Source organism: Pantoea sp. 22096 (genome assembly GCF_052045955.1).
Classification (GTDB): domain Bacteria; phylum Pseudomonadota; class Gammaproteobacteria; order Enterobacterales; family Enterobacteriaceae; genus Pantoea; species Pantoea alfalfae.
This window is the reverse complement of the sequence record NZ_JBQEPW010000001.1, coordinates 202,953-218,016: the sequence shown is the minus strand read 5'-3', so window position 1 is coordinate 218,016 and position 15,064 is coordinate 202,953. Positions and strand designations below refer to the sequence as shown.

The 15,064-nt window shown below is 52.0% G+C and carries 15 protein-coding genes and 2 pseudogenes; 4 read left to right on the top strand and 13 right to left on the bottom strand.

Annotation, left to right across the window (positions count from 1 at the left end):
* Positions 1–98: 98 nt before the first annotated feature.
* The 7 genes and pseudogenes from ACTJKZ_RS01040 to ACTJKZ_RS01010 all read right to left on the bottom strand — a co-directional run bounded on the left by ACTJKZ_RS01040 (position 99) and on the right by ACTJKZ_RS01010 (position 5,364).
* On the bottom strand, positions 99–422 hold the full coding sequence (locus ACTJKZ_RS01040; protein ID WP_440829099.1) for a hypothetical protein: 324 nt from the start codon (positions 420–422) through the stop codon (positions 99–101).
* A 12-nt stretch (positions 423–434) separates the two neighbouring features.
* On the bottom strand, positions 435–641 hold the full coding sequence (locus ACTJKZ_RS01035) for a helix-turn-helix transcriptional regulator (protein WP_050679705.1): 207 nt from the start codon (positions 639–641) through the stop codon (positions 435–437).
* A gap of 99 nt (positions 642–740) precedes the next feature.
* Positions 741–1,595 carry a DUF6387 family protein gene (locus ACTJKZ_RS01030; RefSeq protein WP_109651108.1) on the bottom strand — a complete coding sequence of 285 codons (855 nt, stop codon included), beginning with the start codon at positions 1,593–1,595 and terminating at the stop codon, positions 741–743.
* Positions 1,596–2,006: 411 nt separating this feature from the next.
* Positions 2,007–2,861, bottom strand: a pseudogene (locus tag ACTJKZ_RS01025) (VasL domain-containing protein); the annotation flags it as partial.
* Positions 2,862–2,864: 3 nt separating this feature from the next.
* Positions 2,865–3,395: pseudogene (locus tag ACTJKZ_RS01020) on the bottom strand (type VI secretion system contractile sheath domain-containing protein); the annotation flags it as partial.
* A gap of 33 nt (positions 3,396–3,428) precedes the next feature.
* Entirely contained in the window at positions 3,429–3,929 is a 501-nt protein-coding gene (gene tssB, locus ACTJKZ_RS01015) for a type VI secretion system contractile sheath small subunit (protein WP_440829098.1), read from the bottom strand.
* Positions 3,930–4,494: 565 nt separating this feature from the next.
* Positions 4,495–5,364, bottom strand: a complete 870-nt coding sequence (locus ACTJKZ_RS01010) for a helix-turn-helix domain-containing protein (RefSeq protein WP_161735049.1) — start codon at positions 5,362–5,364, stop codon at positions 4,495–4,497.
* 177 nt (positions 5,365–5,541) lie between these two features.
* Between ACTJKZ_RS01010 and ACTJKZ_RS01005 the strand changes: the two genes are divergently transcribed.
* Complete coding sequence (locus ACTJKZ_RS01005; RefSeq protein ID WP_440829097.1) at positions 5,542–6,441, top strand: DMT family transporter; 900 nt, start codon at positions 5,542–5,544, stop codon at positions 6,439–6,441.
* Positions 6,442–6,476: 35 nt separating this feature from the next.
* On the opposite strand, the gene ACTJKZ_RS01000 is transcribed toward ACTJKZ_RS01005, so the two are convergent.
* Positions 6,477–6,710: a hypothetical protein gene (locus tag ACTJKZ_RS01000; RefSeq protein ID WP_090958994.1), complete on the bottom strand. Its 234-nt coding sequence runs from the start codon at positions 6,708–6,710 to the stop codon at positions 6,477–6,479.
* Positions 6,711–6,994: 284 nt separating this feature from the next.
* On the opposite strand from ACTJKZ_RS01000, the gene ACTJKZ_RS00995 reads away from it, so the two are divergent.
* Entirely contained in the window at positions 6,995–8,221 is a 1,227-nt protein-coding gene (locus tag ACTJKZ_RS00995) for an L-lactate MFS transporter (protein ID WP_440829096.1), read from the top strand.
* Positions 8,222–8,266: 45 nt separating this feature from the next.
* Here ACTJKZ_RS00995 and ACTJKZ_RS00990 read toward each other — a convergent pair whose 3' ends face one another.
* The 5 genes from ACTJKZ_RS00990 to ACTJKZ_RS00970 form a co-directional block, all read right to left on the bottom strand.
* Entirely contained in the window at positions 8,267–9,142 is an 876-nt protein-coding gene (locus tag ACTJKZ_RS00990) for an SMP-30/gluconolactonase/LRE family protein (RefSeq protein WP_222925168.1), read from the bottom strand.
* Positions 9,143–9,653: 511 nt separating this feature from the next.
* On the bottom strand, positions 9,654–9,935 hold the full coding sequence (locus ACTJKZ_RS00985) for a lipoprotein (protein ID WP_161735060.1): 282 nt from the start codon (positions 9,933–9,935) through the stop codon (positions 9,654–9,656).
* Positions 9,936–10,200: 265 nt separating this feature from the next.
* Positions 10,201–11,007, bottom strand: coding sequence for a hypothetical protein (locus ACTJKZ_RS00980; protein WP_161735063.1), 807 nt, complete (start codon positions 11,005–11,007; stop codon positions 10,201–10,203).
* Positions 11,008–11,016: 9 nt separating this feature from the next.
* Complete coding sequence (locus tag ACTJKZ_RS00975) at positions 11,017–11,469, bottom strand: universal stress protein (protein ID WP_440829095.1); 453 nt, start codon at positions 11,467–11,469, stop codon at positions 11,017–11,019.
* Positions 11,470–11,476: 7 nt separating this feature from the next.
* Positions 11,477–12,262, bottom strand: a complete 786-nt coding sequence (locus ACTJKZ_RS00970) for an IclR family transcriptional regulator (protein WP_222925166.1) — start codon at positions 12,260–12,262, stop codon at positions 11,477–11,479.
* A gap of 149 nt (positions 12,263–12,411) precedes the next feature.
* Between ACTJKZ_RS00970 and ACTJKZ_RS00965 the strand changes: the two genes are divergently transcribed.
* Positions 12,412–14,010 carry an MFS transporter gene (locus ACTJKZ_RS00965; protein WP_285088193.1) on the top strand — a complete coding sequence of 533 codons (1,599 nt, stop codon included), beginning with the start codon at positions 12,412–12,414 and terminating at the stop codon, positions 14,008–14,010.
* A 2-nt stretch (positions 14,011–14,012) separates the two neighbouring features.
* Positions 14,013–15,041: an HlyD family secretion protein gene (locus ACTJKZ_RS00960; RefSeq protein ID WP_222925164.1), complete on the top strand. Its 1,029-nt coding sequence runs from the start codon at positions 14,013–14,015 to the stop codon at positions 15,039–15,041.
* Positions 15,042–15,064 lie beyond the last annotated feature (23 nt).

Here is a 15,064-nt window from a genome sequence, read left to right as displayed (position 1 = left end):
TTGCAATTCATATATGAAGGGCCATAGATATGATACATGGCCCTATTCCTATCACTGCTAAATTACCCCCGTAGAAATACACTTTATTTAAAACAACCTTACAACTTAAAGTTTTTGAAATCATGTTCTGATTTAAACAAAAGGATTATTTTGGCCAGGTTCTCAACATCTGCTTTCTGCTTTAATAAAGACATCCATATTGAAAAGACTGCGTACTGTAATTTAAACTCAAATTCAAAAACAGTAGATACTGCACCGCTTATATTTCCTGAGAGATACTCGCCTAACCAGAAAGAAATGCTTTTAGAAAATTCATCATTACACATGGCTGTAACTGCATCATGGTCGAATCTTTTATCAAATGATTCTTTTTTCATAGACTTAAAATATTTATTAGTACTAATAAAATCGTTCAGTTTCATATTAAACCCCTCTTAAATGGTTTCGTTTCGTGATTTAGAAATTAACATCTCAATCCATTCATCAATCTCACCCTCAATAAACGCCACCGCACGAGAGCCAATCTTGATAGGTTGAGGAAATTGCTTGTTCCTAATAAGCTTATAAATCCATGACTTGCTATATCCTGTTTTATTTATTACCGCACTTAAGCGAATGAGTTTTATATTTGAAATGTTCATGCTGTCGCTCTCTCTTCTGTTTCGATGAGAGCTACATTACCAGGTGGAAAGTTAGGAGGGTGAGTGTGGCTCGTGACAACGGAGCCACTGGAGGCTGGGTCAGTTGGAATCCGAGAGTTTCATGACGTCTGAAACTCTCATATTTTTAAGGTGGGGGTTTCGATTTATGAAGAAGTTGAATTGGCGAACGAAATCAATGGTTGCTGCTTTCATAGCCAGTGGTCTATCGGCGTCTTTGATATGGTAATTAAGACGGATAACTGCCTCGTCGTCTTCATCTGTGTACAGCAGTCTGGAAAGCCGCTCGTCTGAAACGCGCAGCTCATACATCTTTGCCCATAAAAGAACATCGAGCATTGCGATGAGACGATAAGAGATAATCTTCTTGATTGTGCCGTAGCCGAAGCGCACAGCCCCTGACTCGTCAGCTTCAATCCCCTTCACGCGTCTCCATTGCGGAAGAGCTGACTTGATAGACTCTGCAATCTCATCGTCTGTACCACTGGCAAGGTCTATTTCTAAAAGGACGGTTCTCTCACATACCGCTGACATAACCGTAGATACATAGGCTTCATGGTGGGGAAGGTTTACGCAGTACTCGTCACTACCTTGCTCCCAGGAGAACAGATTGACCCGGAGACCCGTTACACTAAGTTGAGCAAGTCGGCTTATGTCTGTGATGAAGATATGCGGTGGGCTTTGAAGAGTTTGATCATCTTGCATGTAGTTAAGCTGTTCGGGATCGAAGAGGAAAGGCTTCCCATTGAAGATCTGTCTCATATATCCACCGAGGCCGATCTTTTCTTCTTCCGTGGGCCAGGGTTTAAAGAGCAAGGCCCTAGCCCACAACTCATGATAGAGACAGTTGAGCGTGGTCTCTTCGAACTTTCTATAGCTAGAAATGTTCAGCCAGGATTTGACTGCTTTGGTATCTTCTGTTGACCAGTTTTTCAATGCTTACTCCTTCACGATTTCTCCATGAAAAGAGTATAATCAACACTGTTCAATCAACGTTATAAAGCTGTTTTGAAGAGTGAAGCTTTTGTTGGTATCTTTGTTGGTATAAATTATTATGAAGCATATTTTTCTATTAAAATAAGTCACTTAACCGTAAGGTCGATTTCTGCAGGGGACACCAGACTTCTCCTCTTTTGAAAACGCCCCCATCATTTAAAACCCTTAAAAATCAACATTATGCTATTAATGACGGCTACACCCCTTTGCCTTTTTTCGGCTCACTTACCATTGATTGTTTAACGGCTATGGCTATGCTCTTCAGACAAATGAATGAACACCTGCGAATGCGTTGTAATCATGACCGGCCGGGTATGGGTAATTGGCTGCATCGAATGCTTCAGATATTTTTTATTTAGATGCATTCTGTTTTATTTCTGCATAACGGGCAATCAGTTGCTTCAGGTGCATCTCCAGCTGAGCTTTGGCAGCAGCAGGCAGAGGTTCGCCTGCGGGATTTTGTGACAATGCCCTTAGCTGCTCTTCAGCCGGTATCGATTGGCTGAAAGACTGCATGGCTGAAAAAACGACTGACTTCAGCTCACTGACCGTTACGTATTTACCTTTCTGCTCATCAAGCCCGTTAAGTCTGTCGCTGAGTTTTTGTAGCGTTGTCATTCCCTGATACCAGTCAGCAAGATGTTCTGTCGGTAATGCAATCGCCTTGAGTTGCTGCTGCCAGTTTTGTGCCAGAGGTTTAGCCTGCTCTGGCGAAAGCACCTGCGCCTGTTTTACAAGCTGTCGACTGAAGTCCATATTCCAGTCAGGCGGCAACTTATCCAGCCTGGCAAGCTGCCGCTGTGTCTGTGCGATAAGATCCTGCGGTAACGGAGTCTGCTGACGCAACATCCCCAACTGTTCAGACGTGAGAGGTGCAGGGAACGGAGCCAGTGAAGCAGCAAGCTGATTCTGTAGAGGGTCTGGCCGGTGAAGAAAATGCCAGCTCCACAATGAAACTATGCTTATTACCAGCATGGTACACATCCCGGCGGAGAAGGATTTCCATTTTTTTATCGGAGTGGGCATAGTTGCCAGCACTTCCACATTCGGCTGCTGTTCCGACTGCGCAACGTAAGCCCTCTTCACTGCACTCTCTGGCGTATCTTCATCCGGATCACCAGCAAAGTCTCTGGTGGATGCTGTCGCATCATTCATCACGGTGGCAGCCAACACGATACCTGGCTGAATGTTCGACCCGCTGCTGGTTATGCCACCCGGTGTGTCATACTCATCGATATATGTGTGTTTATACAGTCCACTCTGAATGATTTCCGGGCTGTCTTCGAAGTCCTGACGCAGATCTTCTTTCGACATATCCAGCAACTCAACCTTCACGTTCTGACGGAAATCGGTTTTGTCGACCAGAGATTTCACGCCGCGCCACAGGCTCTCCACCGCCTGAAATTCTTCGCTATGCATTACCGCATCCAGCTGACGGCTAATCTGGTAGTCCAGCTCCGCGATATGGTGGTCAATCAGGTTTTTGTCGAGTTTTTCAACCTTTGAGCCTGATTTTGTCAGGCACTCCAGGAACACCTGCATCCCGGCCGTTAATCGTTCATCCGCGGTCGCATCCGACATCGCCTGCGCGTCCTGCCAGATATCCAGCGCACTCAGCTCAGAGACCGGATTCAGGTTGATTTTTTCAAACAGGGAGGCATAAACCCCGCCCGCAGCAGGACGTTCCAGCACCACACTCTCGCTACCTGCGGCATTCTCATTTTTTACAGACATCAGCATCTTCCTTTTAAATCCGTTAAATCATCGTGACCGTTATGGCTGCTTAGGTGCCAGGGCTGAAAGTTCGGCTCTGAGTTCTGCGCTTAACGCCGGGTCGAGCAGAATTTTTTCCAGCTCCTTTCGGAAAGCCTGATTGTCCAGCAGGTTTGCCTTTAAATCGCGCAGCAGGTTGCGCATGGAAAGCATCGCCTTCAGCTGAGGGATTTGTCGGGAAACCTGCTCCGGGGTGAAATCTTTCATGCTCTTGAAGGTCAGGCTGATGTTGTCTTCGCTACCGTCACCGGAAAGCGTGTTTTTAACGGTCAGATTGACTTTTGGGGAATATTCGGAAAGAACAGAATCAAAATTATTTTTGTTCAGGCTAATTTTTTTGCGCTCAGACAGGGGTGCAGACTCCTGACCATTACTGAAGTCGCCCGCCACCAGTAATTTCAGGGGAAGCTCGGTTTTCTTGCTCGCGCCACCCGTATGCAAATCGAGTTTGAGATTAATGCGTGCTTTAGGGATTTCTGACTGAAAGGAAGAGTTAGACATGGCTGTCCCTGTTCTATGGAGTGATAGAAACCGCCACAGCCAGTGTCAAATATTAAGAACGGCTTACCCTGCCATAAAACATTCCTGCCATTAAACATTCAGTGAAAAGCAGAACCTGCAGTCAGAAGCGAGTACATTCCATTTACTGGCGATATGACGTGATGAAAGAGCGTAAATCCGAAATTCATTTTTCAGATAAACACTCATGGCGCGAGTTTAAAAATAGTGGGTCAGCCAAAGGAAATGATAATATGTAACCACATGTAACAGGATAAAGTTGCCAGCAAAAATCTTATACTGATTTGATATATAAGATTTTTCTTAAGATTATGCTTGTGAGGCGCATGATAGCTGGGAATAAAAAATGTTTCAGTAAGTAGTTCATTGCGGGATTAAGCAGAAAAATGACCCATAGCTAAAAAGTGCGGTTAATGCTTTTTTTACAGGATCACGGCAGAAAGTGAAAACGGGAACCCACCCAAAAAGGTTAGTTTTTATAGTAAGAAATGTTAATGATTTGTGGCGCTATTATGCGCTGCTAATATTTCTGTTACCGCTAAGAAGTTCATCGACTTTCCCGACGACACGCCGAGGGCGTCATGCCATAAACCTGCCGGAAACGATGGCTGAAGTGGGCTGAAGAGTGGTAACCACACTGAAGGGCAATATCGGTCAGCGTCAGCTCGGGCCGCTCAAGCAACATCCTTGCACGATCCATACGACGGCGCATCACGAACTGGTGTGGTGCCTCGCTAGTGGTATGACGAAACATGCGGGCAAAGTGAAACTCACTCAATGCCGCTTCCTGCGCCAGCACCGCCAGGGTTAAAGGCTGATCGAGATGGGTTTCAATAAATTCCAGAACCCGCCGTAATACCACTGGAGCGAGTCCACCCCGCACCTGGGGCAGTCGCCATTTAACTTCACTGTAGTGCTGCAGCAGATGGGTCAGCAGGAGTGTTGATGCGCTGCTCAGCGTCAGCTGGCTGGCGGGCTGTTGCCAGTCGCTGCTCAGCAGAAAGTGTCGATAGAGCTGGGTAATGCGGTCATCAACAGAAAAGATTTTCTCATGCAGGTTTAACTGCGCCGGATTACGGTCCCAGACCCTTTCGGCCAGTTGCCGCAGCTGGTTCTCGCTGCAATAGAGATGAACAAAGGCGAGATCCGCACGCAGATCCCAGGTCGATTCCGTGCCAGCCGGCATCAGACAGAAGCGGTCCGGTGCGCCACCGTTACGCCAGCCATGCGGGGTTTTATGCCAGGTATCGTAGCCGCCCGCTACGTAAAGGCTCAGCGTGTGATGATCGCTGAGGTTTGTCACGCGATCGCCACTATTGAACCAGGCTGCCAGCTGAATGCCGCTGTGAAGCTGCACCTGATCACGCAGTTGTGCTTTGTGGCGTTGCAGCATTTCAAAGGTTTGATAGGTACGCATCGGAGCATCAGTTCAGATAAACAGAAGGCCAGTTTACGGATTGCAGGGGACAGAAAACAGGCCATATCGGGACGGGCGGCAAAAATGCGCAAGATTTTGCAAACCTTGCGCAATCCGCTGCAAGACCAGGGAGCGTTGCGGGTGCAGACTCGGCGTTTTAGGGTGGAGAATCTGGCAATGAACCTGTTTTTGTATCTCTCAGTCGTGCTGATCTGGGGCACGACCTGGATTGCGATTTATGCGCAACAGTCTGCGGGCATAGGGGCCGTAACTGTCGCTGTCTTCTGGCGTTTTTTGCTGGCCTCGCTGGTCATGTTATTGCTGCTTAAGCTGATAAAGCGTCTGCACAGGCTGACGCTGCGCGATCATCTCTTCTGCATGCTCCAGGGCTGCAGCGTCTTTGGCTTCAACTTTGTCTGCTTTTATTACGCTTCCGGCTATATCAGCAGCGGACTGGAGTCGGTCATTTTCTCGATGGCCGTGATGTATAACGCCATTAACAGCTGGATATTTTTCCGTCAGCGCCCTTCCGCACGTCTGATTCCGGCCATCGTGCTGGGCATGGCAGGCATTGTGGCGTTGTTCTGGCACGATCTGCGCAGCACGCAGGCCTCTGCCGGGCTGATGTGGGGCATTGGGTTAAGTGCGCTGGGCACACTGGGATTTTCATTCGGCAATATGATCAATCAGCGGCATCAGCGTCTGCAACGTGACGTGCTGACAACTAACAGTTACGGCATGTTATACGGTGCGCTGATCATGGCACTGGTCTCGCTGCTGCAGGGTGTTTCGCTGCAGCCGACATGGAATACACAGTGGTTTGGGGCATTGCTCTATCTGGCTATCGTGGGATCGGTGATGGGTTTCGGCGCTTACTTCACACTGGCGGGACGCATCGGCGCCAGTCGGGCTGCCTATACAACGGTCCTGTTTCCGCTGGTTGCGCTGGCACTCTCTACGCGCTTTGAGGGGTATGAGTGGCATGTCAGCGCCATCCCTGGCCTTGTCATGATTCTGCTGGGCAATATCGTGATGTTTGCCCGCTGGCAGGCAAGCCATTGCGGGGTCACTACCTGACACGGAGCGGGCTCAGACCCGCGTCCGGATGGGCATTACGCCCACTGCTGCTGAAGAAGTTTCTGTGGTTGATTGATCGCTTTACGCGCAATCCAGTAAAGCAGAACACGCTCATCGTCACTATCACGATCGGCCATCGACAGCAGTTTTAATGCCAGCGTCGATTTGGTCACAGGCTGTTGTTCTGTACTGAGTTCAATCACCGCCTGACCGATGATGCAGCAAACGTCATCCTCACTGGTACTGGATTCATATGTCCGGTCTTTCATATTTCCTCCTGTTAAGTGAACTGTAAGCATGGCAAATAATCTGGAAACCTGCTCACAGAAAGAGCTATCTGAAACATTATCTTACGGCTAATTACGCTTAATCATTAACATGCCACTTTGCTTACTAGTGACGCAGTGTCGCGCCCCCTTTTGATGTCATTCATACCGCCTGAATGGCATTTCATTCCCTGATACGTTCCGTTCATACCTTTGCTGCTCACGCGCGCGAATCACTGTTTTATTCTGACCGCAGTTTCCAGATTCCCGGACGGGAGAGATAAATTATGAACCAGACTCAACAGGCGTCTTACCAGCGTTCCCGCTGGCTTACATTGTTCGGAACGGTTATTACTCAGTTTGCGCTGGGGTCAGTTTATACATGGAGTTTGTTTAATGGCCAGCTGTCACAGAAGCTGGATGCACCGATCAGTCAGGTCGCATTTTCCTTTGGCCTGCTGAGCCTGGGTCTGGCTATCGCCTCTTCACTGGCCGGAAAATTACAGGAACGTTTTGGCGTACGCCGCGTCACTATTGGCGCGGGTGTACTGATGGCGCTGGGCTTCTGGCTCACCGCGCAGGCTAATAACCTGATGATGCTCTACTTCAGTGCCGGACTGTTGGTTGGTCTGGCCGATGGCGCCGGTTATCTGATGACGCTCTCAAACTGTGTGAAATGGTTCCCGGAGCGTAAGGGGATGATCTCGGCCTGTGCAATTGGCGCTTACGGCCTTGGCAGTCTGGGATTCAAGTTTATCTGCGGAACACTGCTGGTGACGGTCGGTCTGGAGCAAACCTTTATGATATGGGGCGTGCTGGCCATGTCGATGATTATTCTCGGTGCGCTGCTGATGCGTGAAGCGCCACTGCAACAGACCGGAACCACCGCTAAAGGTCAGCAACATGCGCGGGATTACACGCTGGCCCAGTCAGTGCGTCTGCCGCAGTACTGGATGCTGGCGCTGATGTTCCTGACCGCCTGTATGAGTGGACTCTATGTGATAGGGGTTGCCAAAGATATCGGCGAAGGTCTGGTGCATCTCTCCACGCAGACTGCTGCCAGCGCGGTAACGGTGATTGCGATTGCCAACCTGAGTGGCCGTCTGGTGCTGGGTGTGCTCTCTGACAAAATGCTGCGCATCCGGGTCATTTCGCTGGCGCAAATTGTGTCGCTGATTGGTATGAGTGTGCTGCTGTTTACCCGGATGAATGAGGTCACCTTCTTCCTGTCACTCGCCTGTGTGGCCTTCAGCTTTGGCGGGACCATTACGGTGTTCCCGTCGCTGGTCAGTGACTTCTTTGGACTCAACAACCTGACAAAAAACTATGGCCTGCTCTACCTGGGCTTTGGTATCGGAAGCGTGCTGGGATCGCTGGTCGCCTCGCTGTTTGGTGGTTTCACCGTTACCTTCAGCCTGATTATGACGCTACTGGTCATCTCCCTGTTTCTGTCGCTTACCATTCGCCTGCCGCAAAGTCCCGTCACAAAAGAACCTGTGTTGCAACGTCACTAATCACGGGCAACGACCACGGGCCGCCATTACGCGGCCCGTTAACGTTTAGCCGCGGAATCGCGGCTCTGCTATTCCTGCCACCGCGACGTCCACGGCAAAGATATCGCCGGACTGCGGATAGCGCGCCAGTTCCTCTTTGGTGCGATCTTCACGTGAACTGGTAATAAACAGCGTTTTAAGATCGGCCCCGCCAAAGGCCACCATGGTTGGCCACTTCACCGGCAGCAGAATCTCATCGACAATGTCACTGCTCTGCGGATCGATACGCACCACGCGTCCGCCATCAAACTGTGCTGACCAGTAGAAACCTTCGCTATCCACCGCGGCACCATCCGGTAATCCACCTTTCGCGTCGAAACGGCGGAACAGGGTGCGTTCGCCCGGTTCGCCCTGCGCGTTTAATGGATAGCGATAGAGCGATTCATTCGGCGTGTCACTGTGATACATCCAGCGCCGGTCGGGAGAGAAGGCCAGCCCATTGGAAATTTTAATATCACGCGCTTTGACCTCCAGTTTCAGGTCAGGCGTCACGCGGCACAGCAGCCCGCCATTTTTATCCTGCGGTTCCCACAGGCTGCCGCACCAGAAGTTACCCCACGGATCCACACGGCCATCATTAAATCGACTCTTAGCGGCCACACCGGGATTCTCTGCAATCTTTTTCTCGGGTTTACCCTGCGCATCCAGCAGCCAGACACCGTTGCGCAATGCGGCTATCAGCCCGCCCTGCTCACGCAGACCGATGCATCCCACCTCTTCCGCCTGCGGGAAGGTTTGCAGTTCACCGCTGACCGGATCAAAACGGTGAATGGCGGATGCCAGAATATCGACACAGTACAGCACCTGTTCTTCCACTGACCAGAGCGGGCATTCGCCCAGTTCAGCCTGTAAAGCCAGAATATTTTTTACGTTATGCGCCATGTTTCTCTCCCATTGAAATGACATGCTAATAATGTAGTGGTAAAAACTTTCAAATGAGAATTATTTTCGCTTGATTTTAAGACTATTCTCTTTGATAGTATTTATTATTCAGTTGATTCCGATTTTTTTATTTCCTGCCGCTGAAGAACAGAGCGATCTGAAATATTCCGTCATATCTTCTTAAATAACTCTACAAAGCCTGCATCTTCACTCCACTTTTACAGCGTAGTGTCATAGTCATTGGAAAAGAGGAGAAGCTTCCGATGAAGAGATTAATTAAAGTCGCTTCGGTGGTTGCGCTGATGACCTTATTAAGTGGTTGTATCATCAGCCCCAGACACGACAATGGCTGGCATCGCGGGGGTGGCGGCGGATATCATGGAGGCTACTATGGAGGTTATCACGGTGGGTATCATGGCGGTCACCATCGCCGCTAACGGGCAAAGATGTCACACAGCATAAAATAAAAGCAGTAACTTTAAGGGCGGGATAATTATCCCGCCCGTTTTATTTAGCTTTTCACAGCATAATTACACTGGAACCACGCTTTCTGCAGTCCCGGAATATGACTCTCCTGCGCAGGTAACGCCTCGACTTTATCAAAGCCTTTATTGCTGCAGTAATTCGCCAGATCAATATCCATTGCATCACGATTGACCTTTACCGGGTCATAACGGTACTGCACGGTATTTGAGCTTGGATCTTCATCAACGCGTTCAAATGCCCCGGGTTTGCTGGCGGTACATCCACTCAGCAGAATCAGCGCCAGTGCGCCGGTAATTAATTTTTTCATTTAGTTATCCTCACGTTGTCACGCAGTGTATGACGCAGCATGCCACGCATCCATAGGATTAATGCGCGAAAAATCAAAAATTGAGAAGCTTTAGCCGATTAATTCAATACGATTAAACGGCTATTACTATCAGTCCAAAAGTGACAGGATATATTCAGACCAAACGAAGACTGCACCACACCAGGAAATGCCAAAAATAAAAATCTGTTCCTCTCTCTTCCCTGCCCGCGTTTAGCGGGCTTTTTTTCGCCCGCTAAACGCGAGTTTACTGGCCGGTCAGTGCCACCATTTTACGTAACAGGTTAGCGGCGCGCTTATCAGGTAATGCCAGAACGGCGCTGTAGAGGTCAATTGACATGGCACATAGCGAAGAGCGATCCACCGCCGTGTCGGCAGGCATATTCAGTTGCTGCAGTTTGTCGCCCCACTTCAGATAAAGCCGGCCGACAATCTTTTGCAGATCATCCTGCGCCTGAGCCTTATCAAGGGGCTGCTCGGGTGGCGGACTATTGAGCAGAAGCAGCTCCATGGCATCGGCCTCTTTCTGATTCAGCGAGGCTGGAAGTGTGGTCTGCAAATTGATGCCACCACTGACCTGCGGATAGAGATAACGGAAGCAGAGGCCCGGATCGATCTGGTTCAACGCGCGCATTTCTTCTACCGAGACGCTGATATAGTTAACGACCGCCGCATCTGTTCCGCGCATCAGTCGCTGATTAATCACCTCAATCAGCCAGCCACGCAGTTCACCTGTCGCCCTTTCAGGCTGCTCGCCCGCACGGATCCGCCGGGTCAGCTCCTGAGTCAGCAACAACCATAATGCTGGTTCCTGCGTCTGCAATACCCGATAGCCCGGCATCTTTGCCAGCTGATTCACCGCCTGCTCATGCTGAGCAGTCTGCTGCTGATGCGGCGCGACCCAGCTGAACCAGAGCAGATTTGCCAGTATCAGTGGCAACAGAAAGAGGATCAGCCCCTGCCACAAACGCAGCCGGGTGGTTCTGATCAGCACAATGATAATCAGCGCCAGCAGCGTAAACGCGGCCAGCGTAATAAAAAACAGAGAGTTCATGCTGCGCGATTAATCCTTACGCACATCGATCAGCACAGGACAGTGAGCACGCTCAATAACTGATGCGCTGACCGAGCCTTTTAACAGCCGATTAAAAGAGGAGAGATGGCGACGTCCCATGATAATCATGCTGGCTTTAAGCTGTTGCGACTGGGCAACGATGGTATCTGCTGCGTCACCCGCCAGAATCATGCCACGCGCATTAATGCCCGCGCGCAATAACGGTGCCAGCGCATGGCGCACCACCATTTCCGCCGTATTCTGCTCATCCTGCGCCGCCACAAAATCGGCGGGATCTTCACCTGCATCGATATCCATTGGCTGATTGCAGGAGGAGTAAGCAGGATCAACACAGCACAGCACCACCACATCGGCGCGATGCGCCAGCGCTTCTTCAATGGTTAAGGCAACCACTTTCTCCGCGACCGGAGAGTGATCAATAGCCATCAGCAGGGTTTTCATCAGATGCTTATCCTTCTATCGCGGCGACTTTGCCGATTTCACGCACCAGAGCCTCTTTGCACTTCAGCATCTCGTCACGGAAACGGGCTTCGTGACGCAGAAAACGTGCAGAGGGCACCAGCAAAGAGACAGAAAAGCGACCAAACAGTGTATCCAGTGCAAACGCCATGGTAGAGATACCTTCCAGCGTTTCACCGCGATCCACAGCGATACCGGTTTCGCGCACTTCCCTGATAAGTTGCAGCAACTGCGGCAGCGTTTTCACCGTCATATCGGTTAATTCCTGCCAGCCCTCACCGACAATCGTCCGCACATCTTTTTCACACTCCAGCGCCAGCAGCGCCCGTCCACCGGAGGTGCTGTAGAGCGGCAGATTGAGTCCCATATGCGGAACCACCCGCAACTCCCGCGACGCCACCACGTGGTGAATAATTGCCAGCTGGCTGCCGCTGGCGCGCGCCAGTGAAACCGTCTCATTGGTGTCGGAAGAGAGTTTTTCCAGTAGCGGACTGACCAGATCGACCACGTCGGTGTGGACGCTGGAGATCAGTTTTAACAGTGCCGGACCCAGTCGCAGTCCACCCGCCCCGCTGCTGCGCACCAGCTCGGCGCTGTCAAGTGCGGCGACAATGCGCTGCACCGTTGAACGGGGGAGTTCTACCGCCTGAGCAATTTCGCCAAGGCTCATGCCGCCCGGCTGTTCGCCCAGCGCATTTAGAATTTTTGCCGCACGTGCGATGACCTGAATGCCGCCCGTTTTTTCATCCTCACGGCTGGAGGGTTGATGTGCCATAGCGTCGTCCTGTTTGAGCTGCCTTACTGTAGCGCGAATGCCGCACTTTTTACAGTCTGTACCACATTGCAATACAGCATACCGGGATGTAATATTATGCCCTGTATCACATCGCAGTACACTGCATCATAATAATGAGATCGCCTGCAATGAACGCTAAGCCAGCCGCCGCGCCGGCCCCTCATCCTTTTACTTTTCGACTGGCGTTTGGCCTGGTCGGCGTGCTCATTGCTGCGCTGACCTCCGGGCTGAACGATCGCGTCAGTGATATCGCGCTGGCAGATATCCGGGCTGCCATTGGCATCGGTTACGATCAGGGTAGCTGGATTATTTCCGGTTATCAGGCCGCAGAAGTCGCTGCCATGATGATCGCGCCCTGGTTTGCCGTCACTCTGTCGCTGCGGCGTTTCACCCTTGGCGTTTCGTCGGGATTTATGCTGACCGGCATTCTGCTGCCGCTGGTGCCTGACCCAACGCTGTTTATCAGCCTGCGCGTGCTGCAGGGCCTGTTTGGTGGCGCACTGCCGCCGATGCTGATGACCGTCGCCCTGCGCTTTCTGCCGCCGCCCTTTAAGTTGTTTGGTCTGGCGGGCTATGCCCTGACCGCGACGTTTGGCCCCAATATGGCGGCCTCACTGGCGTCGTTATGGACCGATCATGTCAGCTGGATGATGGTGTTCTGGCAGGTCGTGCCATTAATGCTCATTGCTATGGTGCTGATTAGCTGGGGGATACCGCAGGACCCGCTGCGTCCTGAACGCTTCCAGCAGATCGACCTGTTCGGCATGGTGACCGGCTGCAGTGCAGTCTCGCTGCTGGTTCTGGTGCTGACCCAGGGTGAGCGCCTGGACTGGCTGAACTCCCCACTGATCGTCGGTATGTTACTAACCGCGCTGCCGCTGCTGCTGGTTTTCCTGATTAATGAGTGGTTTCACCCGCTGCCTCTGTTTAAATTGCAGATGCTCCGCCGGCCAAATCTGGCGCATGGCTTACTGGGGCTGGCCTGCGTGCTCATCCTTGGGCTTTCTGGTTCTGCGCTGCCGTCGGCCTATTTTGCGCAGGTCAGCGGCTTTCGCACCCTGGAGTTTGCCCCGCTGGCGCTGGCAGTGGGCCTGCCGCAACTGCTGATCGCACCGCTGATTGCGGCCCTGCTGAATATCCGCTGGATCGACTGCCGCTGGATGCTGACGGCGGGCGTCGGCCTGCTGGTGACCTCCTGTCTGCTGGGCACACAGATCACCAGTGAGTGGGCGCGCCAGAATTTCTGGCTGCTGCAGATTCTGCAGGCGTTCGGACAACCGATGATTATTCTGCCGATACTGATGAGCGCCACCAGCGTGGTGGCTCCACCGGAAGGCCCGTTTGCCTCGGCGATGTTTAATACGGTGCGCGGCTTCTCCAGCATCGCCGCCTCTACGCTGGTTGAGGTTTTCCTCTCCCATCGCGAGCAGTTTCACTCCAGTATCCTGATTAATCAGGCCGCCAGTCGCAGCTGGCTGATGACAACGCCGACGGCCAGTCAGGCCAGCAGCAGCTTGCCGCTGTTGCCGGATGGCAGCATCAGCGCCAGCGAAAATCTCAGCGAATTCGCCACGCTGGTCCGGCATCAGGCCACGGTACTGAGTCTGAGCGACAGCTGGCTGATGCTGACCGGTTTTGCCGCGTGCCTGTTACTGCTTACCGCCATCCTGCCAAAACGGGTGTGGCCGCCTCAAACTTTGCTTCAAAACCCTTCCCGGAATAACTGAATATGCGTGCTTTCGAAATGAGAAGAACTCTGGTGCTCACACTGCTGCTGCTGGTGTTACTGGCCATCGCTTTTGCAGTCTGGTCAATGATGAGCGGCAACGATCACCGTACCAACGACGCTTACGTCAATGCGGACTACACCCTGGTGGCACCGAAAGTCTCCGGCTACATCAGCAATGTGCAGGTGCAGGATAATCAGCAGGTCAAAGCCGGCCAGTTGCTGGCAACGCTGGACGATCGTGACTATCGGGTGGCGCTGGAGAGTGCCGAGGCTGACCTGCAGGTGAGTCAGGCGAAACTGCTGAGCAGCCAGGCACAGCTGGAACAGCAGCAGTCGGTGATTGATCAGCAGAAAGCCAGCGTCGCGGCCAGCCAGGCGTCCGCGCAGTATGCCGGACAGAGCGCCGATCGCTACAACCGACTCTATAAAAGCGGCACTGTGGCCGCCGACGATCAGCAGAAAGCCAGCTCGAACCAGCGTTCAGCACTGGCAGCCGTGCATCAGAGTCAGGCTGCGCTGACGTCGGCAGTGAAACAGGTCGGCGTGTTACAGGCTGCGGTGCGTTCAGCGGAAGCGGATGTTGCCGCAGCTAAAGCCAGCGTCGATCAGGCCAGGCTGAACCTCTCCTACACGCGTATTACGGCGCCCGTTGACGGCATGGTGGGTCAGCGCTCGGTGCGGACTGGCGCTTACGTGTCAGCCGGAACCCGTCTGCTGGCGGTAGTACCCCTGCAGCAAACCTACATTACCGCTAACTACCTTGAAACGCAGCTAAGCGATGTGCGTCCGGGTCAGCGGGTACAGATTCGTGTCGATGCCCTGCCAGGCAAGACCTTCACCGGCCACGTGGACAGCATTGCGCCGGCCACCGGGGCAACTTTTTCCGCGATCGCCCCCGATAACGCCACCGGCAACTACACTAAAGTCGTTCAACGTCTGCCGGTTAAAATTGTGCTGGATAGTGACCAACAGCATCTGGCTCAGTTACGTGTCGGCATGTCGGCGATCCCGGACATTCAGGTGCCGTAAAATTGTGAGCAATATCTCAGAAC